The 24277-nt window shown below is 47.5% G+C and carries 24 protein-coding genes and 1 pseudogene; 20 read left to right on the forward strand and 5 right to left on the reverse strand.

Features of this window, described 5'->3' with window-relative positions; genetic code table 11:
* Positions 1-355 precede the first annotated feature (355 nt).
* From grxD to M3P05_RS09820, 5 genes are all read left to right on the forward strand, one after another.
* Complete coding sequence (gene grxD, locus M3P05_RS09800; RefSeq protein ID WP_249699388.1) at positions 356-688, forward strand: Grx4 family monothiol glutaredoxin; 333 nt, start codon at positions 356-358, stop codon at positions 686-688.
* A gap of 268 nt (positions 689-956) precedes the next feature.
* Positions 957-1559 (forward strand): peroxiredoxin, encoded by a 603-nt coding sequence (locus M3P05_RS09805; RefSeq protein ID WP_249699459.1) that lies wholly within the window; start codon positions 957-959, stop codon positions 1557-1559.
* Positions 1560-1682: 123 nt separating this feature from the next.
* Entirely contained in the window at positions 1683-2906 is a 1224-nt protein-coding gene (locus M3P05_RS09810) for an ankyrin repeat domain-containing protein (RefSeq protein WP_249699389.1), read from the forward strand.
* A gap of 62 nt (positions 2907-2968) precedes the next feature.
* The gene (locus M3P05_RS09815; protein WP_249699390.1) at positions 2969-3397 is read left to right on the forward strand and encodes an HIT domain-containing protein; all 429 of its coding nucleotides are present in this window, start codon (positions 2969-2971) and stop codon (positions 3395-3397) included.
* Between the two features lie 52 nt (positions 3398-3449).
* Positions 3450-3653 (forward strand): SlyX family protein, encoded by a 204-nt coding sequence (locus M3P05_RS09820; protein ID WP_249699391.1) that lies wholly within the window; start codon positions 3450-3452, stop codon positions 3651-3653.
* A gap of 82 nt (positions 3654-3735) precedes the next feature.
* Here the strand turns inward: M3P05_RS09820 and M3P05_RS21115 are convergent.
* Positions 3736-3951: pseudogene (locus M3P05_RS21115) on the reverse strand (cold-shock protein); the annotation flags it as partial.
* A 930-nt stretch (positions 3952-4881) separates the two neighbouring features.
* Here M3P05_RS21115 and M3P05_RS09830 point away from each other — a divergent pair.
* On the forward strand, positions 4882-5211 hold the full coding sequence (locus M3P05_RS09830) for an HU family DNA-binding protein (protein ID WP_249699393.1): 330 nt from the start codon (positions 4882-4884) through the stop codon (positions 5209-5211).
* 62 nt (positions 5212-5273) lie between these two features.
* Here the strand turns inward: M3P05_RS09830 and M3P05_RS09835 are convergent, their stop codons facing one another.
* From M3P05_RS09835 to M3P05_RS09845, 3 genes are all read right to left on the reverse strand, one after another.
* Entirely contained in the window at positions 5274-6095 is an 822-nt protein-coding gene (locus tag M3P05_RS09835) for an SDR family NAD(P)-dependent oxidoreductase (protein ID WP_249699395.1), read from the reverse strand.
* A 152-nt stretch (positions 6096-6247) separates the two neighbouring features.
* Complete coding sequence (locus tag M3P05_RS09840) at positions 6248-7573, reverse strand: OprD family outer membrane porin (RefSeq protein ID WP_249699396.1); 1326 nt, start codon at positions 7571-7573, stop codon at positions 6248-6250.
* A gap of 133 nt (positions 7574-7706) precedes the next feature.
* Entirely contained in the window at positions 7707-7940 is a 234-nt protein-coding gene (locus M3P05_RS09845; RefSeq protein ID WP_249699397.1) for an OprD family outer membrane porin, read from the reverse strand.
* 358 nt (positions 7941-8298) lie between these two features.
* Here M3P05_RS09845 and M3P05_RS09850 point away from each other — a divergent pair, with 358 nt between their 5' ends.
* The 7 genes from M3P05_RS09850 (at position 8299) to M3P05_RS09880 (ending at position 16795) form a co-directional block, all read left to right on the forward strand.
* On the forward strand, positions 8299-8571 hold the full coding sequence (locus M3P05_RS09850; protein WP_249699398.1) for an FmdB family zinc ribbon protein: 273 nt from the start codon (positions 8299-8301) through the stop codon (positions 8569-8571).
* Positions 8572-8646: 75 nt separating this feature from the next.
* Positions 8647-10431 (forward strand): aspartate--tRNA ligase, encoded by a 1785-nt coding sequence (gene aspS, locus M3P05_RS09855; RefSeq protein WP_249699399.1) that lies wholly within the window; start codon positions 8647-8649, stop codon positions 10429-10431.
* A 202-nt stretch (positions 10432-10633) separates the two neighbouring features.
* Positions 10634-11830 (forward strand): sodium/glutamate symporter, encoded by a 1197-nt coding sequence (gltS, locus tag M3P05_RS09860; protein ID WP_249699400.1) that lies wholly within the window; start codon positions 10634-10636, stop codon positions 11828-11830.
* Between the two features lie 43 nt (positions 11831-11873).
* Entirely contained in the window at positions 11874-12620 is a 747-nt protein-coding gene (locus tag M3P05_RS09865; RefSeq protein ID WP_249699401.1) for a YebC/PmpR family DNA-binding transcriptional regulator, read from the forward strand.
* Between the two features lie 183 nt (positions 12621-12803).
* Positions 12804-14045, forward strand: coding sequence for a hypothetical protein (locus M3P05_RS09870; protein WP_249699402.1), 1242 nt, complete (start codon positions 12804-12806; stop codon positions 14043-14045).
* A gap of 145 nt (positions 14046-14190) precedes the next feature.
* Positions 14191-15393 (forward strand): hypothetical protein, encoded by a 1203-nt coding sequence (locus M3P05_RS09875; RefSeq protein ID WP_249699403.1) that lies wholly within the window; start codon positions 14191-14193, stop codon positions 15391-15393.
* Between the two features lie 145 nt (positions 15394-15538).
* Complete coding sequence (locus M3P05_RS09880) at positions 15539-16795, forward strand: coiled-coil domain-containing protein (protein WP_249699405.1); 1257 nt, start codon at positions 15539-15541, stop codon at positions 16793-16795.
* A 342-nt stretch (positions 16796-17137) separates the two neighbouring features.
* Here the strand turns inward: M3P05_RS09880 and M3P05_RS09885 are convergent, their stop codons facing one another.
* On the reverse strand, positions 17138-19417 hold the full coding sequence (locus M3P05_RS09885; RefSeq protein ID WP_249699406.1) for a hypothetical protein: 2280 nt from the start codon (positions 19415-19417) through the stop codon (positions 17138-17140).
* Between the two features lie 256 nt (positions 19418-19673).
* On the opposite strand from M3P05_RS09885, the gene ruvC reads away from it, so the two are divergent.
* The 7 genes from ruvC to tolR all read left to right on the forward strand — a co-directional run bounded on the left by ruvC (position 19674) and on the right by tolR (position 24277).
* Positions 19674-20198: a crossover junction endodeoxyribonuclease RuvC gene (gene ruvC / locus M3P05_RS09890; RefSeq protein ID WP_249699407.1), complete on the forward strand. Its 525-nt coding sequence runs from the start codon at positions 19674-19676 to the stop codon at positions 20196-20198.
* 19 nt (positions 20199-20217) lie between these two features.
* Complete coding sequence (gene ruvA, locus M3P05_RS09895; RefSeq protein WP_249699408.1) at positions 20218-20826, forward strand: Holliday junction branch migration protein RuvA; 609 nt, start codon at positions 20218-20220, stop codon at positions 20824-20826.
* A 201-nt stretch (positions 20827-21027) separates the two neighbouring features.
* Positions 21028-22038 (forward strand): Holliday junction branch migration DNA helicase RuvB, encoded by a 1011-nt coding sequence (gene ruvB / locus M3P05_RS09900; protein WP_249699409.1) that lies wholly within the window; start codon positions 21028-21030, stop codon positions 22036-22038.
* Between the two features lie 17 nt (positions 22039-22055).
* A complete protein-coding gene (locus M3P05_RS09905) occupies positions 22056-22520 on the forward strand; it encodes an outer membrane lipoprotein (protein WP_249699410.1) in 465 nt (154 codons plus the stop codon).
* Between the two features lie 157 nt (positions 22521-22677).
* Positions 22678-23133, forward strand: a complete 456-nt coding sequence (gene ybgC, locus M3P05_RS09910; RefSeq protein WP_283777750.1) for a tol-pal system-associated acyl-CoA thioesterase — start codon at positions 22678-22680, stop codon at positions 23131-23133.
* The gene (gene tolQ, locus M3P05_RS09915; RefSeq protein WP_249699411.1) at positions 23133-23843 is read left to right on the forward strand and encodes a protein TolQ; all 711 of its coding nucleotides are present in this window, start codon (positions 23133-23135) and stop codon (positions 23841-23843) included. The genes ybgC and tolQ overlap by 1 nt, the downstream gene beginning before the upstream one ends.
* 11 nt (positions 23844-23854) lie before the next feature.
* On the forward strand, positions 23855-24277 hold the full coding sequence (gene tolR, locus M3P05_RS09920; protein ID WP_249699462.1) for a protein TolR: 423 nt from the start codon (positions 23855-23857) through the stop codon (positions 24275-24277).

Genomic DNA, 24277 nt, shown 5'->3' on the forward strand with positions numbered 1-24277 from the left:
GATACTTTCGTGATGGGAGGCACTGTTTTGGATTGGGTCACTCTTGGAGGAGGCGTTTTTTTGGGAGGATTAACTGGATTTGGTTGTTTATGTGGTGACGCTATGGCAGGAAATGACACACAGGCCACTAGAAGCCCGATGAGGGCTAGAACAGGTCTGAAATGTCGGAGATTTGCCTGATTCCCTGTCATGGTTGATTAACTGAATCTATTACTAAGGTTGGCAAAGTGTAGAAGTAAATTGAACCTTTGGTACCAATTGTTGTGATAGAGGGCATGCCTCAAGTGGGATTTCTGCTTAGGTGTAGCTCATGTATACTCGGCTCAGATATAAACAAGTGACTTGAGGTGGAGTGATGTCTGAGGACGTAATGGAGCAGATCCGGCAGCAGATTGAGAATAACCCTGTGCTGCTGTTTATGAAGGGGTCACCCCGTCTGCCCCAGTGCGGTTTTTCTTCCCGTGCTGTGCAGGTGCTGGCTGCCTGTGGTGAAAAGTTCGCTTATGTTGATGTGCTGGCTCACCCTGAAATTAGAGTGAACCTGCCCAAGTATGCCAACTGGCCTACATTCCCCCAGTTGTGGATTGGAGGTGAGCTTGTTGGCGGCAGTGATATTATCAGTGATCTTTATGAGAAAGGGGATCTGCAAAAGATGGTCAAAGATGCCGTTGGTTCTGCTGACGCCTGATCGTTTTATTCGCTCGTCAGCGTCTGTTGGCGAGTGCTTCCTGTCTGCTGTCTGGCTACACTTCTGGTGCCCACTCGTTTCCTCTCCTTCCAAGATAGATTTTCAATAGTTTTTCTCTATTGTCTTATATGGGAAATACTATCGGCTTTTGCCTATTTTGGTGTGGGAGTTTTGCTGGCGGCGGTGTAGTATGTGCGTGTTTTCAACGGGCTTCTTCGCTTTGCGTGGTGGTCTGAGGTGGTTAACCCATATCGAGTGGAGAGAAATAATGGCTGTTCTGGTTGGCAAGCAAGCACCTGATTTTACCGTACCTGCTGTTTTGGCTGATGGCTCTATTATTGATGAGTTCAACCTGGCAGGAGCTATTAAAGGTAAATATGGTCTGCTGTTCTTTTACCCTCTGGATTTTACCTTTGTATGCCCTTCTGAGCTGATTGCACTGGATCATCGTATGGATCAGTTCAAAGAGAAGGGTGTGGAAGTAATTGGTGTTTCCATTGACTCTCACTTTACTCACAATGCATGGCGTAATACCCCTGTAGACAAGGGTGGCATCGGTCAGGTTGGTTACACTCTGGCGGCCGATATGCGTCATGATATTGCCAAGGCTTATGATGTTGAATCTGAGGGTGGCGTTGCCTTCCGTGGTGCTTTCCTGATTGATAAGAACGGCGTGGTTCGTTCCCAGATCGTGAATGATCTTCCTCTGGGTCGCAACATGGATGAGCTGATTCGTCTGGTTGATGCCCTGCAGTTCCATGAAGAGCACGGTGAAGTTTGCCCAGCGGGCTGGAACAAGGGTGATAAGGGTATGGATGCCAACCCTGATGGTGTGGCTTCTTATCTGGCTGATAACGCGGATACCCTGTAATTCTCTGTATCCCCATAATAGATCACTAAAACCGCCGGCCATAGAGCCGGCGGTTCCTGTTTCTGACTGGATAACCGGGATCTTCAGGCGATAACCCCGTATAGACTGTTTCGGGGTAAGAAAATGCCTGACCATCTACACTTCCGGGTTCCCAGATTTTCACAAGAGTGCAGGGCTTGGTTTAGTGCTTGGCTGTTCTCTGTTCTGATCGCTGCTTTTCTTGTCTCAGGTTTGGTTCAGGCTGATGGGCGTAAGGCTGTCGAGGATGTTCTCGTCCAGCCATGGCAAGCTTCGGTCAAAGAGTTCCGGCAGACAGGCAGCCAGCGTGCCCTCACAATATTTATCAATGCTCCTGTTTCCGGCTTCTCGGAGGGTTCCAGGCAGAACCTTCTCACATTTTCCGGAACCAATAACCTTCCCGATCTGGCTCGCTGGGCTGTAAAGCACGGAGCCGATATCAATACAGCTGATGGGGCGGGCAGTACTTTCCTGCTCAGTGCGGTTTCAAATAGAAATCCTGAGATGCTTCAGTTAGCCCTGGATATGGGGGGGCAGGTTAATCTTCAGACCGGACCCAATCGTGATACTTTACTAGGTGCCCTGATGCGCTGGGGTTGGTCAACTCAGTTTATCTGGAAAGCTCTTGAGGCTGGAGCAGAGCTTCAGAGTGAAGAAGAACGGTTGGATCTGCTCAGATATGTGGCGCGCCAGGATACCCGTGATCAAAAATATGATGCTTTGGTTAGGCGAATCAGAACGCTGGGTATTATCCCAAGGAACCAGTTGCGTAGTGTGGTTTCAGCCAATGCTATAGATGTTAATATGCAGGTCAGAATGGATCTGGCCTTGCAGGACGCTATCTCCAGTGGTGTTTTTGCTGATGAGGACTTTCAGTCATTCGGAGAAGGCGAGGTTGAGTTTGCCCGCTTTCTTGCCGGAAATAGCTTTCCTAATGCCCTTCGGGCCTTTTTCAATCGGTATTCTGCAGAACATGCTAGAAACCTGATTCTTGTCAGGGATAAGCAGGGATATGACCTTGTGATTCATGCCCTGAAAACCGGATTGCCAGGAGTGCTTGAGGTTGTACTGAGTAAGGCTACTGAAGGCGTTAATCGTGCAGTTCCAGGAGGTGTACATGGTGGTCAGTGGCCAATGCATCTGGCTGTGATGTGGCGTGTTCCAGATTCATCTTTCGATCTGTTGAAGCGTTATGGTGGGCGCCAGAGCCTTGAGGCACAAAATCATCAGAAAGAAACCCCGGCAGGCCTGCTCAGGATGTGGCGTGAGCGCGGGATTCTAGATCAAAAAACATTTCTCAGAATTGAGAAAAATCTCACCGAAAACTGATATTGCCCACAGGTTCCCGTTGCAAGTATAGTTGCCGACTTCTTCACTAGGGATTCTGTCCAATGGATCATTTTGAGCTGGATCAGCGACTATCCGATGATTGCCTGGTTATTGGGGACTTTCCCTTGTGCAGGATGCTGTTGATGAATGATGTCAGCTACCCATGGTTTATTCTTGTTCCCCGTGTGGCTGGTGTTGAAGAGATCTACCAGCTGACATCGGAAGAGCAGCAGCTGCTGATGAAAGAGTCTTCCTATGTCACCGAGAAGCTCAAGGATGTTTTTGCAGCCGACAAAATGAATGTTGCTGCCCTGGGTAATATTGTGCGTCAGCTCCATGTCCACCATGTTGTCCGTCGTGTTGATGATCAGGCCTGGCCTGCACCTGTTTGGGGATATAAATCCGCTGTCCCCTATACTGAGGAACAGGTTGAGGATATCAGGCAGCGTTTGGCAACCGTGTTTACAACGTGGCTGGTACCTGCAGCGTAATAACTGACAGGCTGGTGAGCCGGGTAACCGTTCAAGGCCTGGGAGCAGAGCGATGAATGATGAACTTCTTGAACTGCAGACTCAGTTGAGTTTTCAGGAAGATAGTGTGCAGCAGTTAAATGATGTCGTGACCCGTCAGCAGGGAGATATTGAGGCTTTGCGTCGAGAGGTGAGTCTTCTCAAGCAACAGATTCAGCTGATGATCAGTAACCAACTGGAAGGAGAGGAGGGAAATGTGCCTCCTCCCCATTACTAGGTCAAATATTGCTTGATGCTTGGCCAGTGATGCATTGGAATAATTGCAGATTAAAAAGCCCGATTTCTAATCGGGCTTTTTGCTATCGGCGTGCTGCGACTACATCTTCTGCCTGCAGGCCTTTTTCCTTGTTGGCCACTTGGAACTCGACACGCTGGCCTTCACTTAGTGTCCTGTGACCTTCACCCCGTATAGCGCGGTAGTGAACAAAAATATCACCACCATGATCACGGGTAATAAAGCCAAACCCTTTTGATACATTGAACCACTTGACGGTACCACATTCCCGAGAACCATCATCTTCTATTGCAGTATGCCCAGGGCTTAACCTGTGAAGATTGCTGAGAGCATGGATAACCAGGCCAGCAACCAGTGTTGCCACAGTTATAAAAGGCAGGCCTTCTGCATGAGGAGATACAGGAAGAAAACCAGCGGCGTTAAATGCACTGGCAATCCCGGCCGCCAATAAGAATATTGATCCAAGCCCCTGTAGGGTTCTTCTGGCTCCAGAGAAAACAGTCAGGTAGCAACCCGACATCAGGTTGGCGCCACCGGCAGCAAGCAGAATCAGAAGAGAGGGGATGCTTCCGGTTGAATAGGCAGCAGGCATGGCCGGATAAAGATCCGGATAAAGAGCCGGCATGGCGTATGGTGCCGCAATGAAAAAGCAGACAAGCACCAGACCTGTAACCAGCTGTAGATATTTAAGATATTTCAGATACATGTCCCGTCCAAATGTCCTGTCGATGTTGTTGGTATTGAGAATATATATAGGACCGCAATAATAATTTACCCTGATTAATATTCATTACTCAATGTTTTCTGTAAAGATATGCAGCATTTGTTGAGAGAAAAATATTAAAAAAATGGGTAAAAATGCATAAAAAACACTCGCAAGCGGAAAATCTCTGGTTTATATTGGTGTCGTAGTCGGCTGTATATCTGTTACAACTCCAGGGTGTTTAACGTCTTTAAATCACCTGTTGTTATTGCAGAGTATCAGTTGACCGCATCCGATATCCTGTAACGTCGGGGGGTGGTAACCGGAATTATCTGGTCGTTGCCCATTGATATGTCATTGTAGTTCCAGAGAGTTGTTCCAAGTTGTTTCCCCGTTGCCCTGGGGCAGGAAGCTGTATGGGTAATTTGATAAAAAGGCTGGCGTGCTGTAAGCAGAAAAAAACCGGATTTTCAGTATTGTTAGGATGACATGCCTGGAGACAAGAAAATGGCAGCAGCAATTAAAGATAAACTTACCAAAAGCCAGATTCTGGCTGAAATTGCCCAAAACACGGATCTGACAAGAAAAGATGTCAGTAATGTTCTTGAGGAGCTAACTGTATTAATAGAACGTCATATCAAGAAGCGTGGTTGTGGTGAATTTACTATTCCCGGTCTTCTAAAAATCGTAACGAAAAAGAAACCGGCTCAAAAAGCCAAGAAGAATGTACCTAACCCATTCCGTCCGGGCGAATTGATGGATGTAGCAGCAAAGCCTGCAACGGTTCAGGTCCGGGTAAGGCCTCTCAAGAAATTAAAAGAGTTTGCGCTGAGCTGACATCAGGATGCCGGACATGCGTGATCAATAAAAATTAAATGCATGTCCGGCATTGTTCTATTTTAATTTAAAACTCCTTTTAATCCTTTTCCTAAGATTGCTTCACAGCGAACGGGTAACAAGCGTGAGGCAATATCGATCAGTCTTGTATCTGGCCCAATAAAAATCCTCTTTCTGTTGCTTAATATACCATTAATAATAACCTGAGCAGCCCGTTCCGGACTGATGGTAGCCATTTCTTCAAACCGTTGTGCTGCTTTATCTCTAGTTGAGTCTTCATTTGGTCCGGTAAAGAATCGTCCATTCCTGACAATATTGGTTTTAATTCCACCTGGTATAACACAGGAAACATGAATGCCGGTGTGTTTTGTTTCCTGTCTCAGTGTTTCGGTAAAGCCGCGAACGGCAAATTTGCTGGCGCAATAAGCAGACTGATTGGGCGTTGTGACAAGGCCAAAGATGCTGGAAATATTAACAATGTGGGCATCGTTTTGTTTCTGGAGATAGGGTAGAAATGATTTACATCCATAAACAATTCCCCAGAAATTAATATCCATCAACCACTTCATCTCTTTTATGGATAAATCTGCTATGGACTGAGATAAAAATACACCGGCATTGTTAATAATGATATCTACCTGCCCGAAATGTTCGGCTGTTGTATCTGCAAAGTTTTGAACCTGATCGGGGTCTGATACATCAATAGCCTGGCAGTAGCTCTCGGTATCCTCTGGCAGTAGCTCGCAGGTGTCTTTGAGTGATTCAGGATTGATATCTGCAAGTGCCAGTTTGCACTCTGCTTTGCTCAGCATGATGGCCAGGGCTCTGCCTATACCTGATCCTGCACCTGTCAGGGCAACAACTTTACCTTCCAGTGTTCTCATGTGCAGCTTCTCCCCAGTCTTTATTGTTTTTATCAGTCAATGTGACTATATCGCTGTTATGTCAAAAGATATATGGCATTGGTGCGTAAAATCACTTACAAAAAAAGCCGCCACATTGCTGTGACGGCTTGGCAGGTAAAGATCTTTGGTCTTTAGAATACAGCGAGATCGTAGGTTACGATAACGCGAGTATCCTTCTTGTCTTCGTCGTAAGTTTTGCCCTCATCGTCAGCCTCGTAGCGGGCATGACGAAGGGTGACTGTGAGTCCCTCAAGGGCCGGTACTTCATAGTCGACACGGAAGTTGTACTCACTGGTATCCGCATCTTTTCCGTCTTGCTTCACAGTGCCGTCCACATAGAGAGCAGAGGCAGAGAGTCCGTGTACCATTTCAGCGAAGTCGTAGGCGACTTTGTACATGATGGATTGCTCGCCGTCAGCATAGAAGTCGTCCAGTTGTACAGAGTTATACCCGGCAAACCCTGTAGAGCCTGTTACTGGACGACTATTATCAAACTGTCCTTTCAGAGCCCAGCCCTGGTTGGCTGTTCCCAGGCCTGCCTTGTCGCCCTTAATCTTCTGTGCAACGTTGGTATAGCTGATTGACAGATCGAGAGCTCCCATATCGAGTCCGGCCTTGGCTCCCCACCAGTCGATATCATCAACCAATTTTTTACTATCAGCTGTGGCACCGGCCTCTAGATCGTCCTTATATTTGCCTTTCGCTGTTTTCATGCCGTATTGTGCGCCAACACTTACGGTCATGGTGTCATCAATCGGGAACTTGTAACCGCCTTCTGCATAAAGCTGAGTGGCATAATCTTTCTGCTCACCCCAGGCAAGCGTGGCGGATATACCATCCATTGAATACATGACACCAAGAGTGTTTACAGGGTCTTTGTTATTGTTATAGCCGTAGTGGTCGTAGCTGGCTTCACCCTTGGTATTATGCTTTGATGCACTGGCTCCATAGGCGGTAAATCCTTCCATGGAGTAATCGACATAAAGCGCTTCAACTGTGCTTGGTAATGTTCTTGAGTCGGAACTGTTAAGAAGTGGAGTATCAATTGTCATGCGGCCATATTTGGCAACACCCTGATCCATCAGGTTGACTTTGACGGCACCAAAGACTTTTCCGTAGCTATTGCCTTTGCCTTTGCTATCGACATCAAACAGATCTGTGCCACTTTTCTTATCATTACCGCGGCTCTCGCTAAGCTTGAGGGCATAGTGTGCGCTCGCATCAATACCAATAAGATTGGCAAAGTACCCTGATTCAAAATCAGCACGTATGGCCTGAACCCAGCCTGAATCCTTCTCGGCCTTGGCGGTTCCGGTTTGATAGTTCTGGCTCTTATAGAAGTTGCGCAGATGGACATTCAGCTTGCTGTCATCTACAAAACTTTCTGCCTGAGCGCTTGTTGCAGCCATGGCTGCAACAATGGCGGTGCTTAAAGCGCTAATGGTAAATCTTTTCATTATTATCACCTGCTCCCGGGGTGTGTGTTTATTGTTTTGTTTTATGTTTTTTATCGCCATAACAACTGTTGAGGTAGACAGCTTGTTTCCCCAAGGCGATCAAATACACGTACTGCAAGTGTTCAGTTATTTTTCAATACTTGTAGTGGAAATGCAACAGCCATTTAGGAGGTATTGATAAGTGTTTGAATTTTGAATCAATATTAATAATGGCCCTTGTTTCATTGGCTGCGATATGGCTTGAACCCCGAGCGGTTGCATTTCTAAGAACGAAAGAAAAACCGGCCAGTGCTCCTTTCTTGATTTCATATTTAATATCCGTATCTCTCTCCCACTCTTTTCTCTGATCACTATCAGTCTTAAACATTCCTTTCGTATGAGGAAGAGTTGACCAGGCTTGCTGTTGGCTTTTTATCTGATGAAACAGAGGTTTCCTGAGAAAATCCTGAACCACTCACGAGTAATAATGCCATGACAGTGGGGATGAAGTGGGTTTGTGGCATGGGCAGGCTGTACATATGGCGATCATAAATCTTATGAAATAGTCAGAGGTTGCGGCTTCTGCAAACATATCTATTGTGAAAAGGTATTTTTTTAGCTGTATATTTTGTTGGTGCAGGGTTTTTCACCTGTGAGAGCGTATAAATCAGTGGTGACAATCCGGGGTTGCCTTGGGATATAATGCGCGGTTCATCGATTAATCAGGAATTGCTGGCGCTTTATACATGCCAATTTACGAGTATCTTTGTCAGGATTGCGGTGCCTCCCATGAGGCGATTCAGAAACTCAGCGATGCTCCTCTGCTTGACTGCCCCAATTGTGGTAAGCCAGAACTGAAAAAGCAGATATCCGCTCCCTCCTTTCGCCTGAAAGGTGGTGGCTGGTACGAGACCGATTTCAAGGGTGGCAGTAAGAAGAATGTGGCGACAAGCGATAATCATTGTCCCTCTAAAAACAGCAAGAGCGGCTGCGGTTCCTGTGCAGCAACCAGCGACTAACACAAGCGTCTAAACAGTGGGCGTCTATATAGATAGTGCCGGGCAACCGGTGTAGAGCAAGATTTCGAGGTAACCATGCGCAGCCATTATTGCGGCGATCTCAACCTGAGCCATGACGGCCAGACAGTAACATTGTGCGGCTGGGTGCATCGTCGCCGTGACCACGGTGGCGTTATTTTCCTGGATCTTCGTGATCGGGAAGGTATTACCCAGGTGGTCATTGACCCTGATACCGAAGAGGCTTTCGCCCTGGCGGATAAAGCACGCAGTGAGTATGTGCTGAAGGTAACCGGCCGGGTTCGTCCGCGCCCCGAAGGTACCATCAATCCCAATATGCCGACTGGTGAAATCGAGGTTCTGGGCAAGGACGTTGAGATTCTGAACAGCGCTCAGACTCCTCCATTCCAGCTTGACGGCTACACCGATGTCGGTGAGGAAGTCCGTCTGCGCTATCGCTACATGGATCTGCGTCGTCCTGAAATGCAGGAAAAGCTGATCATGCGCAGCAAGGCGACCCGCATTGTGCGCAGCTTCCTGGAAGAGCAGGGTTTTCTGGATATTGAAACACCGGTACTGACCAAGGCTACCCCTGAAGGTGCCCGTGATTACCTGGTACCAAGCCGTGTTCACCCTGGGTCTTTCTACGCACTGCCTCAGTCTCCACAGCTGTTCAAGCAGCTGCTGATGGTGTCCGGCTTTGATCGTTACTACCAGATCGTAAAGTGTTTCCGCGATGAAGACCTGCGTGCCGAGCGTCAGCCGGAATTTACCCAGATCGATATCGAAACTTCATTTATGAATGAAGAGCAGATCATGGGTAATGCCGAGACTATGGTTCGCCAGATGTTCGGTGAGCTGATCAATGTTGATCTGGGCGAATTCCCGCACATGACCTTTGCTGAAGCCATGCGCCGTTTCGGTTCTGACAAGCCGGACCTGCGTATTCCTCTGGAGCTGGTGGATATCGATGAGCTGGTCAGCGGTGTTGACTTCAAGGTCTTCAAAGGCCCGGCAAACGATTCCAAAGGTCGTGTTGCTGCACTGAAACTGCCTGAAGGCGGTACTAAGCTGACCCGTAAGCAGATTGATGATTACGGCAAGTATGTTGGTACCTATGGTGCCAAAGGTCTGGCCTGGATCAAGGTTAACGCTCTGGAAAATGGTATCGAAGGTCTGCAGTCCCCGATCCTGAAGTTCCTGGGTGAAGACGTGGCTTTGAACATCATGAGCCACCTGGAAGCCAAGAATGGCGATATCATTTTCTTCGGTGCTGACAAGGCTTCCGTTGTCAATGATTCCATGGGTGCTCTGCGCTGCAAGATCGGTGCAGATCTGAACCTGTACATCAGCGACTGGGCTCCTCTGTGGGTTGTTGACTTTCCTATGTTTGAAGAGAACGGTAAAGGTGGCCTGACTGCACTGCATCATCCGTTCACTGCGCCAACCTGTTCTCCACAAGAGCTGGAAGCCAACCCTGCCGAAGCATTGTCCCGTGCTTACGATATGGTTATCAACGGCTATGAAGTGGGTGGCGGTTCCATCCGTATCTACGATCAGGATATGCAGTCTGCGGTATTCCGTGTTCTGAACATTCAAAAAGAAGAACAGGAAGAGAAGTTCGGCTTCCTGTTGGATGCCCTGAAGTTTGGTGCTCCACCTCACGGTGGTCTGGCCTTTGGTCTGGATCGCCTGGTTATGTTGCTGTGCGGCACTGACAGCATCCGTGAAGTGATTGCCTTCCCGAAAACCCAGTCTGCCTCCTGCCTGATGACCCAGGCGCCCAGCCCTGTTGATGCAGAGCAGCTGCATGAGCTAAATATCCGCATTCGTCGCGATCCGGCTTCAGCTACCAGTCATTAATCGATTTTTCGAATTTGGTTTATGTCCTCACCGGAGACTGTCATTAGGCAGCCTCCGGTTTTTTATGTGCCGGTTACAAAACGCTATGAAGCGCAGTGCTGTGACTCCTATGCTATTGCTTTGCAAGACTATGTTCTCTTGAGATCCCGATAGAACCCGGGATAGTCGACAAAAATAACTGCTGTGGGAGGCAGGTAGCTGCATGGCTCTTACGTTCTGGCAGACACTTGTTCTGGCAATTCTGGTTCTTTTTCTTGGCCGTGGTTTGAACCGCATAGTGCCGGTGTTCCGCGAATTTAATATTCCCGAACCTGTCAGCGGGGGATTTCTGGCCTCTCTAGTGTTTGGCCTTATTTACTTTGTTTTTGATGTGCAGGTCAGTTTTTATATGGCGGAAAGAGATAACTTCTTGCTGGTCTTTTTTACCACGATAGGGTTGTCCTCCCGCTTTTCGACACTGAAAGAGGGTGGCAGCAGTCTTATGGTTCTACTGGTTATCGCCTGTACTTTTCTGGTAATTCAGAACGGGGTGGGTGTTTCACTTGCGTATCTGTGTGGAATCAATCCGGTTCTCGGCATTATCGGAGGTTCAATAACCATGAGTGGCGGACATGGTACCGCCATTGCCTGGGCGCCGGTTATTACAGATAAATACGGTCTTGCCAATGCGGCCGAAGCTGGGGCGGCCTGTGCAACCTTTGGGCTGATACTGGGCGGCCTGGTTGGCGGGCCTGTGGCACGTAGCCTGATCGCACGCGACAAACTCAAACCGCTATCCAGCGAGCATATAACAGTAGGAGCCCGCAATGGTGAAGAGCGCGAGCAGATTGATGCTCCGGCAGTGCTCACCAGCCTTTTGATGCTCGCTATTGCAATTGCCGCAGGAGTTGAGCTGGCAGCCTGGGTGGCAGATATTGGTTTTTTCCTGCCAACCTATGCAACCTGCCTGTTTATTGGGGTTGTTCTGGCCAACGGGATGCCGCTGATTTTCAAACATATGACCAAACCTGCTGACTGTAAATCTCTGGCTCTGATTTCTGATCTGTCCCTGGGGCTGTTTCTGGCCATTTCCCTGATGAGTATGCAGCTTTGGACCCTGGTGGATCTGGCCCTTCCCATACTGGTACTGCTGTTTGCTCAGGTTGTTGTGCTGGTAGTGTTTTGCTATTTCCTCATCTATCCGTTGCTGGGTAGAGATTATGACTCTGCCGTTATGTGTTCGGGTTATCTTGGCATGGCTCTGGGGGCTACACCGAATGCAATTGCTAATATGACTGCGGTTACCAGGCATTGCGGCCCTTCCTCAAAGGCATTTATCGTGGTGCCGCTGGTTGGTGTGTTCTTTATTGATATCGCCAATGCTGTGGTTATTCAGTTGTTTCTTGGTTGGGTTGGTTAGTTCTGGGTATAATGCGCGTTTTTTGATTGTTCGAGGATTGCAGATGGCAGGTCATAGTAAGTGGGCCAACATCAAGCACCGCAAGGCCGCTCAGGACGCCAAGCGTGGCAAGATCTTCACCAAGCTTATTCGTGAGCTGGTAGTTGCCGCCAAATTGGGTGGTGGAAATGTCGAAGACAACCCACGCCTGCGTGCGGCAGTAGACAAGGCGCTGGGTGCCAATATGACCCGTGACACCATTAACCGCGCGATCGCCCGTGGTGCTGGTGGTGATGACGATTCCAATATGGATGAGATCACCTATGAAGGTTACGGTCCCGGTGGTGTTGCCGTTCTGGTTGAGTGTCTGAGTGATAACCGCAACCGTACTGTATCTGAAGTTCGTCACGCTTTTTCCAAACATGGTGGCAACCTGGGTACTGACGGCTCCGTAGCTTACCTGTTCGAAAGAAAAGGTCAGATTTTCTTCGGCGAAGGTGCCGACGAAGACGCGATCATGGAAGCTGCCCTGGAAGCGGGTGCGGAAGATGTTGTTGCCAACGATGACGGATCTGTTGAAGTGCTGACTGACTGGACTGAGTTCATGTCCGTCAAGGATGCGCTGGAAGCAGCTGGCCTGAAGCCTGAAGGTGGTGAAGTGGCGATGATTGCTTCTACCCAGGCTGAACTGGATCTGGCTGGTGCAGAAAAAGTTCTGAAACTGATTGATCGTCTGGAAGACCTGGACGATGTGCAGAACGTCTACACCAACGCGGATATCTCTGCTGAAATCATGGAGCAGCTTGGCTGATCTGCGATAACCCTGCCCCGCCGTGGGCAGGTGTGTTTTTCTTCTTTCTAATATGTTGTTTTATCACTTATTTTTTCTTGAAATCCTGATGTATCCATAGCGTTAGTTTCGGGTTGAACCAACTGAATTAGTCATAATCAAAATCTATTCTTAGATAATTTGATGATGGCAGAAGGATAATCTATGGAACCCCGTGTGGTGAGTACTACCTGCAGCGCCAGCGTGTCAGCCGAAACGGCTGCTCTTTCTTCAGGAGTAAGTAGCGGCGGTCAGTGTGATACAGGTGCATCAATTGTCGCCGTTCAAAATCAAGCCCCCTCGGCTTTCTTGCCGCTGCCCCTTTCGGAATATGCGGGGCTGCTAGATAGGCTTAACGTTGCAGAGCGAAATGTTATTGTGTTGAAAGTTAATTGCGATGCGTTGTCAGATACAGTGATAAAAAATGAACAACAAATTAAGTCGATGCAGCAACATATTCTAATAGAAGAGGCAAAAATACAAGAACTCACCTTGAGGCAAAATGAGGTTGTTGAGAGCCTTGAGAATAGAGATACTGAAATAGAGTGCCTAAAAAATAAACATGAATCAGAAGTGCAAAAGTTAAAGGATGAGCAAAAAGACAAATTACAACAGGTAACGTCGGAGATAGCCCCGCGCATATTGGCTAGTTTTTTATCGATGGTAGAGGAAAATGCAAAAGTTATAGAGAGAAAGCATAAAGAAGATATGCGGCAGTCAGAGCAGAAACTTAAAGAAGAATACAAAGCAAAGGAGGAGCATATAAAACAAAAAACTGAGGCGAATGAGGTAAAACTAAAACGGGAATATGAAGAAAAAGAAAAGCAATTAAAAAGTATGCATGAAGAAGAGCTGCGCACAAAAAAAAATTACGAAACTGAAAATATGATTCTTCGTAATAAGATTGAAAAACTGGGGCTTGGTACTGCAATTGGAATTAACACGATAGAACTTGCCAAGAGAATTTTTAACCATCGTAGACAGCACCCATCAACCCCCTGCCATGTCCAGGACTTTAAGATCATGGATCAAAGTTGTCCAATAACTGTTTGGCCTGATGGTCGGCCGAACATGGGCGTGGAGCTTGAGGAATCCATTCAAAGCTATAAAAGCAGAAAGGCTGTCTTGGAGAGTGAAATCAGCTCCCTCAAGTCTCAGCTTGAAGATTTAAAGTCGATGGCAGATCCAGAGGCAGGCGGGAAGCAATCCAGTCTACTGGTGCAAAAAGCTGGTGGAATCCCAAGTCGAAAGCGTAAGGTTGTAAAGCAGATGCTAGGCAGTGACGAAACAACATTACCAGCATCAAAAAAGGTCGCTACTGTGGTTATTGATAGGCCGGACGATACTCCCCTTACATTTACCAGATTTGGCCGGGTTTCAAAAAAACCGAAGATGTATGACGAGTAGAATAAGATGGCATAGGCTGGAATGAATCATGCCATTGATTGAAACCTTGATATATCCATAGAGTTAGTTTCGGGTTGAACCAACTGTACTGGTCATAATCAAAATCCATTCTTGGATAAAATTAATGATGTCAGAAGGAGACTCCATGGAATCAGGTATGAATACTACGTGCAGCGCCAGCTTACCATCTGGGGTGACTGCTGCTATTTCTCCGGGAGCAAGTGGCGGTCAGGGTGATGCAGGTGTATCAAGTATCGTAGCTCAAAATCCAACCTCTTCGGTTTTCTTACCGCAGTCACCTTCGAGATATGCGGATCTTGTAACCAAGTGTGAAATTCAACAGCGTGAGATTGCCGTTTTAAAATTTTATAACGATACTTATTGGGATACATTCAGATCCATGAATCAAAAAATTGATTATATTTCCTGTGAATATGATAAAATTGTTCAGATTCTTAATGTTAAAGACGTTGAAATAGATCGTCTAAAAAAACAACATGGATTAGAAGTGCAACAGTTGAGGGATGAACATGTAGGAGAAAAGTGGCGGTTAGAGTCGACACTTCAAAGAGAATACGGAGAAAAAGGAAAGCAATTTAGAAAAAAATGTGAAGAGAATGAGGAAAGATTAGAAAAAGAATACGAAGAAAAAAAACAACAGCTTAAACAAAATTTTGAAACGAGTATGGAAAGATTTAAACGGGTGTACGAACTAAAAGAACAAGGGTTAAGTAAAGAGTATGAAGAAAAAGAGCGGCAGTTAAAAAGCGCGAATGCAGAAGACCAGCGCTGGAAAGAATATTACAAAAATGAAAATATGTCACTTCGTCAAAGTGCTCTAAATTTAAGTTATGGTACTATGGTTGCTATTAGTGCGATAAAACTAATCGAAAGAATTTCAGTCCATCGAAACCACTCCCCTTCAATCCCTTGTCATGTCCAGGACTTTAAGATCCTGGATCAAAGTTATCCAATAACTGTTTGGCCTGATGATCAACCGAACATGGGTGTAGAGCTTTATAAAGAAAATCAACACCATCAATACAAGCAGGCTGTTTTGGAGGGTGAAATCAGCTCTCTCAAGTCTCAGCTTGAAGATTTAAAGTCGATGGCAGGTCCAGAGGCAGGCGGGAAGCAATCCAGTCTATCCAGTCTACTGGGGCCAGAAGCTGGTGGAATCCCAGGTCGAAAGCGTAAGGTCGCAAAGCAGATGCCAGGCAGTGACGAAACAACATTACCAGCATCAAAAAAGGTCGCTATTGTGGTTATTGATAAGCCAGACGATGCTCCCCTTATTGTTACCAGGTTCGGCCGCCGGATTTCAAGACCGAAGGGGTATAGCAAGTAGAATAAGATGGCATAGGCTGGAATGAATCATGCCATTGATTGAAACCTTGATATATCCATAGAGTTAGTTTCGGTTTGAACCAACTGTACTGGTCATAATCAAAATCCATTCTTGGATAAAATTAATGATGTCAGAAGGAGACTCCATGGAATCAGGTATGAATACTACGTGCAGCGCCAGCTTACCATCCGGGGTGACTGCTGCTATTTCTCCGGGAGCAAGTGGCGGTCAGGGTGATGCCAGTGTATCAATTGTCACCGCTCAAAGCCAAGCCACCCCGGCTTTCTTGCCTCAGGGAAATGATCAACCGGAAACTAAACGAGAAGTGGCAAAGCGCAGTGTTTTGGCGTTGGAATTTCATAACGAGGTGTTGTCAGCGGAAGTGGGGCGCCAGAATCAAAAAATTGAAGGTATGAGCGAAAGAATTGAATTTATGGAACGAATGATTCAGATGCAGTGTATTGATCTTAAAAATGAACGGCGTCAAGTCCAAGAAAAAGACCATACAATTAAGGGACTTAACTTGGGATATTATACGGTTGTTAAGAGCCTTAAGGATAAAGACGATCAAATAAATACACTTCAATCAGACATCAAACAGTTAAAGGAAGAGCAAAAAAAACAAATTGAGCAGTTAAAGAGAAAGCAAGAAGAAGAAGGTAAAATAAAGGAGCAACAACTAAAACGAAAACATGAAGCGGATATGGAAGAATTAAAACACAATCACATAAAAGAAGAGCAAGAGTATGAAAGGACGCGATCTATCAAAGAACATTTGAAAAATGAAAATCAGTCACTTATTCAAACTATTAAAGTTTTGAATATCGGTGCACCGGTTGCGACCAAGACGATAGAACTTAGAAACGCTGTTTGTACCCATGAGAACAATTACCCATCAATCCCCTACCATGACCAAAGCTTTAAAGTTTTAGGTAAAAGCTTACCAATTTCTATCTGGCCCGCTGATCGACCGAACATGGGTGTCGAACTTCAGAAAGAAAATCAACGCCTTCTATACAAACAGGTTGCCTTGCAGACTGAAATCAGCTCCCTCGCGTCTCAGCTTGCAGATTTAAAATCGAGCTCGGGCCATGGGAGGAAATATCTTCCATCTGCTCAACAGCCATCAGATAGAGACCAATTAGCTCGAAAGCGAAAGGCTCCCGCTGGGCACAGTAGCAGCGAAATGCTAATACCACCACCCAAAAGCCTTGCGGTTACGACAGTGACCATCGATAAATCCGACGCCTCTCTCCCTGCTGTTGTGGAATCTGAAACTGCTCCGTCGAACAATACTTCCCCTTCTGTTATACAAGTGACAATTGAGCCGCCAAGTGATACTCCCCTCACAGTTACCAGAGTTGGCCGGGTTTCAAAAAAACCGAAGATGTATGAGGAGTAGAATAAGATGGCATAGGCTGGAATGAGTCATGTTACTGATTCAACTCAGATCATATTGACCCCCAGAGTCAACAGGAATAGCAGTATTGTAATGGTAGTCACCAAGGCTAATGGTTTCAGCCACTCTTTCATGGCTTGGCTCAACCTCTGTTCAGGGATATGAAACATTGTGTTTTCTATCAATATTTTCGCAGGCACAGAACCAAAAAAACGCACTCTGCCTCATCAGTCAGCAGCTTAATGCTGTTGCTTTGCTTAAGCTGTTGCTTTTGGTTACTGGTTTTAGAAAAATTGTAATCCTTGATGATGTGTGAAAAAACTTATTGTGGTTCGGTAAAAAACATCAGTAGCTTGCGGCCTGATTCTCGATGGGGCTTAGCGGGGTGCCTTCCTTGATTTTAAGGCGGCATGGGTTGGCCTTGTTGGCCTGTTCATAGCACCTTTTGCTCAGTTCTCTTAAATGGTCAAGTCGAGGATTGGTGCGGAAGCCGTCCTTGTAAATGTGCCCCAGTGTTGACAGAAGACTCCCGGCTGACCAGGCAATTTCAGGAGAAAATTGGCGGGATTGCATAACATTTTCAATAAACTCAGGGATCTCATACTTTTGTTGGTCTGTCAGGGAAAGTACGCTGGAAAGCCCCTCAATAGTGCAGGATTCAGCTTCGATTCTTAGTGTGTCACGCATATTGTTCTTTTTTTCTTTGTTTGCTCCACACATCTTGTGGAGATGCAGGGAGTCTAATGCCATGGTGTGTTTCAGCCAGGCTGTCATCTGAGAATAGCGCGCCTGGTGTAAAATTGTTGGTGCCGTTGGAATTTTCTCCAATAGGTTTTGAGCCTCTTCAAATTGATGACCATGTATGAGCCACTGCACCTGCTTAATAATCTGGTTGAAAGCCTGCCTGGCAAAAAGAGGGGCTTCTGGTGTGCTCAAAAACACGACGGCAGATTCAGCATCTTGCCGTTTCTGGTCTGGCTCATCGATAGGTGTTTTTTGTGCAGCTTGAGGGGAAGAGGTGGGCTCTTCAACGGCTGAGCTGACATTATTTTTACTCGGCTTTACTTTTTCTCTTTCCTTTCCCTTTCCCTTTCCCTTTCCCTTTCCCTTTCCCTTTCCCTTTGCACTGCCGGGCTTCTTTGCTCCAGCCGTTTCAAGCGCCAAAACATCAATGAGTTCATCAAGGTTTTCAGCTTCAATTTCCCTGGATAATGATCGGTAGTGTTTTTGCAGGTCGCATGCTTGCTTGAGTGCATTAGGCCAATCCTGGTGGGCAATTGTACAATCGAGCAGAGATGCTCCGATCAGGCCTGGCTGGGCCTGCTCAGCGTTGGAAAAAAATTTTTTCGCATCGGAGAGATCAGCTCTCATCCTCGTCTTTTTTCGGAGCATGCCCTTAAGCCATAGTGCTGTGGCGGTATCGTCGGGGATAATGGCAGGAGGTTTTACATTATCACCAGTTAATGCCAGCACTGCCTGCATTCGCCCTCCCTTTTTTGGGGATAATTCCGACAGCTTTTCCTGTAACTTCGATTTTTGTTCTTCGTTTTTTATACAGTTAAAACCTAAATAGCGAGAAAGGCAGAGATAAGCAGCCTTGCGAGCAAGAATTTCAGTTACGTGGGTCGATGTGGTTTTTGATTCGGTGGTAAGTATTATTTTCTCGGATTTGATCTGGGTGGGATAATCACATTCAAGTTGTGAGAAACATGTCATTTGGCTAAGCATTTTCAATCCTTGATCAAGATCACGATAGTGTTCCATCTCTGGGAAGAAGCCCAAGTACAGCATGGAAAGTTCAAAGCATTGTTCCGGGTTGCCTGTGTGTGCTGCTTTGTAAAGTGCCAGGAAAGCATCACGATATTTTTTTTTGAAAAAATGGATGCGGGATAGCCACCCGTATTTATCACCCAGACAGTTTGCGGAAAGGTCTTGATCGGGTACCTTCGAGAGAAATTCGAGAACTGCATCATAAAGTTCTGAGTAGTTCTCTGGCGCATCTTTTATTTGGGAATTATCGTAAGGAGTCCAGCATTCGGTGGCATCCATTGCTGCTGCAGAGACGAAGTTGTGCAGTGGCCAATCGCTTCGCCAGTAACTTTTCATGGCAGGGGCAGTCATGTGATTTATGATTTTCAAAGTTAAATCGAAAATTTCAAAGGGATGAAAGCTGATCGATCTGTGTATTGTTTGTCCTGCTATGTATAAGAGTGTGTCAATAATATTGCGATCAGTCTCTGTTTTGATATATTCATCTACCAGCTCCGGTTCCAGTGCCAGGCTCAAAAATTTGAGCGTTGCGATGGTTTGATTTTGATCCATTTCCTGAAAAACAAAATTGCCATTGTTTTCTCTCTGGACTTCGATGCAAAATTTTTTAAATTCTTCCAAGGCTTCGAGATGGGAGAACTGTAGTGAAAAATAGCGCGAAGCAAGCCTTGTCAATACTGTGTCAATGTTCATGCCGCTCCTGTTTAGACAGGAATTTTTAAAGGCCTCATCGTGGTACTTCTGTGTTTCAAATTTGGGAACTGACTTCAGGCGTCGTGCCGTGTCGATTGTCGCAACCGTTGAAATTGCGGTGCTAACGGTGAAGCTTGGTGCTGGTGATAACGCTGTAGCCATGAGTTGTTAACCCAATATCTTTATCAGTAATATGTTTGTTAGACAGCCCCTTCCTTATGAGGTTTTTCTTTTGTTGGTATTTGTTGACAGTTGAGTTAGTAATACTTGACGCTGATTTGTCGTCGGAATTTTTCTGGAATACCTTCAATTCACGCCTGATAACTGTAAAAATAACCAGTGATAAGTGACGTTTGTGATCAGGGCACCTTCTGCCGGATATAGGTTTACAAATTTCTGGGTTTTCTTGAGATCAGACATGGCGATAATTCTTGGAATAGATCCGGGTTCCCGCATAACAGGTTATGGCGTTATCAACCAGGTCGGGCAGGCAATAGAATATGTTGACTCCGGTTGTATCCGCATTGATCCGGGTGAACTGCCTGAACGCCTGAAGCAGGTTTATGATGGTATTGACCAGGTCATCGAGGCCTGGAGCCCGCAGATGGTCGGCATTGAACAGGTATTTATGTCCCGCAATGCAGACTCGGCACTTAAGCTGGGGCAGGCCCGCGGTGCGGCCATTGTTGCTGCCATGAACCACAGTCTGCCGGTCAGTGAATACTCAGCCCGGCAGGTGAAACAGGCGGTTGTGGGAAAGGGCTCAGCAGATAAGCAACAGGTGCAGCATATGGTGACATCCATTCTGCGTCTGAATAAAACACCCCAGGCCGATGCGGCAGATGCTCTGGCCGTTGCACTCTGTCACGCCCATACCCGACAGGGGTTGATTGGTATGGCCAGTACTGGAGGTCGGCGGATTGCCCGCGGCCGTTTAAGATAACAGAATCCGGAAGTAGATAATGATAGGACGACTGCGTGGAATCCTGGTAGAAAAAAATCCTCCGGGGCTATTGGTTGACGTTGCCGGAGTCGGCTATGAGCTGGAAGCACCGGCAACAACATTTCAGCGACTGCCTGAGATCGGTGAAGAGATCACCCTCTCAACTCACTTTGTGGTCAGGGAAGATGCCCAGCTGCTGTATGGCTTTTCAGATAAAAGTGAGCGGCAACTGTTTCGTACCCTAATTCGGGTGAATGGTGTCGGGCCAAAGCTGGCACTGGCCATTCTTTCCGGTATGGAAGCAGAAATGTTTGCACGTTGTGTGCATGAGCAGGATACTTCCATGCTGACCCGGTTGCCTGGCGTAGGTAAGAAGACGGCGGAACGTTTGATCGTTGAGATGAAAGATCGTCTTGATGAATGGCAGCCTGCATTGATGCCTCTTGAAGCTGCGGCCAGCAAGCCTGCAGCGTTTGCTGCAAGACACGATCCTGTTCAGGATGCTATCAGTGCACTAATAGCACTGGGGTATCGACCTCAGGAGGCCAGCAAGGCAATTACTGCTGTAGAAGCCGATGGTGCAAGCACGGATGACCTGATTCGTCAGGCTCTCAAGGCAATGGCTTAGGTTCTGGTAACGTAAGTTTGTGCGATTCAGTGGCGGCTTTCTGGGCCACCCGAAGGGCACCAGCGAGGCTTTCCAGCTCGTCGTTGCAGCCGTTTGAAATACAACCAGTATTCCTTCACGCCTGCGCCTAGATCTGAAAAGCCTCGCTGGCGCTGAATGCACAAACTTACGTCACCAGAACCTAACAGGGATAAGTGATAGATGATCGAAAGTGATCGACTGATTTCAGCTGCGGAAACTCCACAGGAAGAACGGATTGATCGTGCCATCCGTCCGGAGAAACTGGAGGATTATACGGGTCAGCCGGCTGTGTGTGAGCAGATGGAAATTTTTATCAAGGCTGCCCGGCTGCGCCGTGATGCCCTTGATCACACCCTAATTTTTGGCCCGCCTGGTCTTGGTAAAACAACACTGGCGAATATTCTTGCCAACGAAATGGACGTAAATCTGCGCTCAACTTCTGGTCCGGTGCTGGAAAAGGCTGGTGATCTGGCTGCCATGCTGACCAACCTTGAGCCGCACGATATTCTCTTTATTGACGAGATTCACCGCCTCAGCCCGGTGGTGGAAGAGGTCTTATATCCGGCCATGGAAGACTACCAGCTGGATATCATGATTGGTGAGGGGCCTGCGGCACGCTCCATTAAACTGGATCTTCCCCCGTTTACCCTGATCGGGGCAACAACCCGTGCCGGTCTTCTGACGTCTCCTTTGCGGGATCGTTTCGGCATTGTTCAGCGTCTGGAGTTCTACAACGTTAAAGACCTGACCACGATTGTGCGCCGATCTGCCGGGATTCTGGGAATGAATATGAGCGCTGATGGTGCTTCCGAAGTTGCCAAGCGCTCTCGAGGAACGCCTCGTATAGCCAATCGCCTGTTGCGCCGGGTACGGGATTTTGCTGAAGTGCGTGCTGACGGCCATGCTTCCGGCGAGGTGGCGGATGCCGCCCTGAATATGCTTGATGTGGATAATCAGGGCTTTGATCATATGGATCGGCGCCTTCTGCTGGCTATGATAGAGAAATTTGATGGTGGTCCGGTGGGTGTAGACAGCCTGGCGGCCGCTATTGGTGAAGAACGTGACACGATTGAGGATGTGCTTGAGCCCTACCTGATTCAGCAGGGTTTCCTGATGCGCACACCTCGAGGCAGAGTGGTAACCCGTCACGCTTATGAACATTTTGGCTTGACCTTTGAGGATAAGGCCTGACCTGAGGAGTCGTGAAAATGAAAAAAACAGCTGCGATTTTAATGTCGGTTATTTTGCTGGGGGTAACGGGCTGTGCCCAGAACCTGTCTTCCAATGTTTATTCCACCTCTGAAGCTCGCAAGATGCAGACCATCCAGGAAGGTCGGGTGGTTGAACTGGCTGCGGTTCAGATTGAAGGTTCTAAGGGTGGTCTGGGAGCTATTGCTGGTGGAGCCGCTGGTGGTATTGCGGCTGGTGCCAATATTGGAGGTGGTTCCGGTAGCAATATCGCTGCTATCGGCGGTGCTCTGCTGGGTGGAATGCTGGGCAATATGGCTGAAGAATCTCTGACCAGGCAGCCAGGTGTGAATATTACAGTACGTCTGAATTCCGGTGAGCTGGCATCGGTTATTCAGCCTGCTGACCAGAATATGATCTTCCAGGTGGGCGACCCGGTTCGCATTTATACCCAAGGCGGCACCAGTCGTGTTGTAAAACAGTAATATGTTCCATTTATTGTTGTTGAACAATACGGTCCAAAGCAGAAAAACGATGAAGAGTGCTGCGGTTTGCTCTGGGCAGAGTGCAGCTTTCTTGGTTTCATTATGAGACAGCTACCCAGAGGGCTGGGCTCAGATTTCAGGTGTTTCAGGTAAGATTATGGCCGATATGGTGTTTAGTTGGCCGGCTCGTGTCTATTACGAAGATACAGATGCAGGCGGTATTGTTTACTACGTCAATTATCTCAAGTTTATGGAGCGGGCCCGTACCGAGTATCTGCGCAGTCTTGGCTTTGATCAGCAGGCACTGATGGCGGACGGTATTCTGTTTGTTGTACGCAACACTTCCATTGATTATCTGAAGCCAGCCCGGCTGGATGATGAACTGGTGGTGACTGTCAGTCTGTCACGTCGTGGGCGGGCTGGCTTCGATATGATTCAGTCTATCTGGCGCGGCAAGGAAGAGTTGTGCCATGGCAAGGTGGCGATTGCCTGTGTCAGTGCCAACAGTCTGCGACCGGTTGGTCTGCCGGTAAATATTCGCCAGGCGATGCTGCTGTCATCACAAGACACACCTGCTGCTTCAGGTGACATGTCACAGAAAGAGGATTCCTAGTGGCTGAAAGTACTTCCATGTGGGCGCTGGTGCTCAATGCCGGGTGGGTTGTTCAACTGATCCTGGTGATCCTGGGTGCGGCGTCTGTGCTGTCCTGGGTGTTTATTATCCAGCGCGCAATTGTTCTGCGGAATGCTTTGCAGTCATCCCGTGAATTTGAGGACCGGTTCTGGTCCGGTGTTGACCTGAGCACCCTTTACCGTGAAGTGCATGGTGATAATAATCCGGATGGCGGAATGGAACGGATTTTTATGGCCGGCTTCCGCGAGTTCACCCGTCTCAGAGAACAGAATGTTGATGCTGATGCCATGATGGACGGTGTACAGCGTTCCATGCGTGTAGCTGTGGTGAGGGAACAGGAACGACTGGAAACCAATCTGCCGTTTCTCGCAACAGTTGGCTCTACCGGCCCTTATGTTGGTCTGTTTGGTACCGTTGTCGGTGTTATGAACTCCTTCCACGGTCTGGCCAACGTTAAACAGACGACACTGGCTGCCGTTGCTCCCGGTATTGCCGAGGCTTTGGTTACGACTGCTGTTGGCCTGGTCGCAGCAATTCCAGCGGTTGTGGCTTATAACCGTTTCAATGCCAAGGTTGAGCAGCTGCTGACCAGCTATGAAGCCTTCGCTGATGAGTTTTCCAGTATTCTGCACCGTCAGGTTCATAGCCAGCCTAGATCTGGAGCTAAGCCCAGTAATAAGGAATCTTGATCGTGGCGCGCATGGCTGGGCGCCGCAAGCCCATGTCGGAAATCAACATGGTGCCGTTTATCGACATTATGATGGTCATGCTGGTGGCATTTATGGTGTCATCCCCCATGTTTACTCAGGGGGTACATGTCGAGCTGCCTAAAACCGACAGTAAACCTGTTGAGATTCCTCCCGGTGAAGAACCTTTGATTGTGGCTATCAAACCGGATGGAAGTTATTACCTGAGTCTGGAATCAACCGGTGATAAGTCCCTGTCACTGGAAGATCTGGCTGATAAGGTTTCCCGTATCAAGAAAGCCAAACCATCCACATTGGTTCTGGTGCAAGGGGATAAGGAAGCCCTTTACGGTTCAGTGGTAAGAGCCATGGCGGCTTTGCAGAAGGTTGGTGTTGATGATGTCGGCCTGATAACGGAACCGGGGGAGCTTAACTAA

It is taken from the genome of Parendozoicomonas callyspongiae (assembly GCF_023502345.1).
GTDB lineage: Bacteria > Pseudomonadota > Gammaproteobacteria > Pseudomonadales > Endozoicomonadaceae > Sansalvadorimonas > Sansalvadorimonas callyspongiae.

Excerpts from the sequence above, each read along its gene's own strand:
- M3P05_RS09810 (WP_249699389.1), top strand. The coding sequence starts at position 1,683 with ATGCCTGACCATCTACACTTCCGGGTTCCCAGATTTTCACAAGAGTGC.
- M3P05_RS09870 (WP_249699402.1), top strand. The coding sequence starts at position 12,804 with ATGGAACCCCGTGTGGTGAGTACTACCTGCAGCGCCAGCGTGTCAGCC.
- M3P05_RS09875 (WP_249699403.1), top strand. The coding sequence starts at position 14,191 with ATGGAATCAGGTATGAATACTACGTGCAGCGCCAGCTTACCATCTGGG.
- M3P05_RS09885 (WP_249699406.1), bottom strand. The coding sequence starts at position 19,417 with ATGGCTACAGCGTTATCACCAGCACCAAGCTTCACCGTTAGCACCGCA.
- M3P05_RS09835 (WP_249699395.1), bottom strand. The coding sequence starts at position 6,095 with ATGAGAACACTGGAAGGTAAAGTTGTTGCCCTGACAGGTGCAGGATCA.
- M3P05_RS09850 (WP_249699398.1), top strand. The coding sequence starts at position 8,299 with ATGCCAATTTACGAGTATCTTTGTCAGGATTGCGGTGCCTCCCATGAG.
- ruvA (WP_249699408.1), top strand. The coding sequence starts at position 20,218 with ATGATAGGACGACTGCGTGGAATCCTGGTAGAAAAAAATCCTCCGGGG.
- M3P05_RS09905 (WP_249699410.1), top strand. The coding sequence starts at position 22,056 with ATGAAAAAAACAGCTGCGATTTTAATGTCGGTTATTTTGCTGGGGGTA.
- aspS (WP_249699399.1), top strand. The coding sequence starts at position 8,647 with ATGCGCAGCCATTATTGCGGCGATCTCAACCTGAGCCATGACGGCCAG.
- M3P05_RS09840 (WP_249699396.1), bottom strand. The coding sequence starts at position 7,573 with ATGAAAAGATTTACCATTAGCGCTTTAAGCACCGCCATTGTTGCAGCC.
- gltS (WP_249699400.1), top strand. The coding sequence starts at position 10,634 with ATGGCTCTTACGTTCTGGCAGACACTTGTTCTGGCAATTCTGGTTCTT.
- ybgC (WP_283777750.1), top strand. The coding sequence starts at position 22,678 with ATGGCCGATATGGTGTTTAGTTGGCCGGCTCGTGTCTATTACGAAGAT.
- ruvB (WP_249699409.1), top strand. The coding sequence starts at position 21,028 with ATGATCGAAAGTGATCGACTGATTTCAGCTGCGGAAACTCCACAGGAA.
- ruvC (WP_249699407.1), top strand. The coding sequence starts at position 19,674 with ATGGCGATAATTCTTGGAATAGATCCGGGTTCCCGCATAACAGGTTAT.
- tolR (WP_249699462.1), top strand. The coding sequence starts at position 23,855 with ATGGCTGGGCGCCGCAAGCCCATGTCGGAAATCAACATGGTGCCGTTT.
- grxD (WP_249699388.1), top strand. The coding sequence starts at position 356 with ATGTCTGAGGACGTAATGGAGCAGATCCGGCAGCAGATTGAGAATAAC.
- M3P05_RS09820 (WP_249699391.1), top strand. The coding sequence starts at position 3,450 with ATGAATGATGAACTTCTTGAACTGCAGACTCAGTTGAGTTTTCAGGAA.
- M3P05_RS09845 (WP_249699397.1), bottom strand. The coding sequence starts at position 7,940 with ATGTTTAAGACTGATAGTGATCAGAGAAAAGAGTGGGAGAGAGATACG.
- M3P05_RS09830 (WP_249699393.1), top strand. The coding sequence starts at position 4,882 with ATGGCAGCAGCAATTAAAGATAAACTTACCAAAAGCCAGATTCTGGCT.
- M3P05_RS09880 (WP_249699405.1), top strand. The coding sequence starts at position 15,539 with ATGGAATCAGGTATGAATACTACGTGCAGCGCCAGCTTACCATCCGGG.
- M3P05_RS09865 (WP_249699401.1), top strand. The coding sequence starts at position 11,874 with ATGGCAGGTCATAGTAAGTGGGCCAACATCAAGCACCGCAAGGCCGCT.
- M3P05_RS09815 (WP_249699390.1), top strand. The coding sequence starts at position 2,969 with ATGGATCATTTTGAGCTGGATCAGCGACTATCCGATGATTGCCTGGTT.
- M3P05_RS09805 (WP_249699459.1), top strand. The coding sequence starts at position 957 with ATGGCTGTTCTGGTTGGCAAGCAAGCACCTGATTTTACCGTACCTGCT.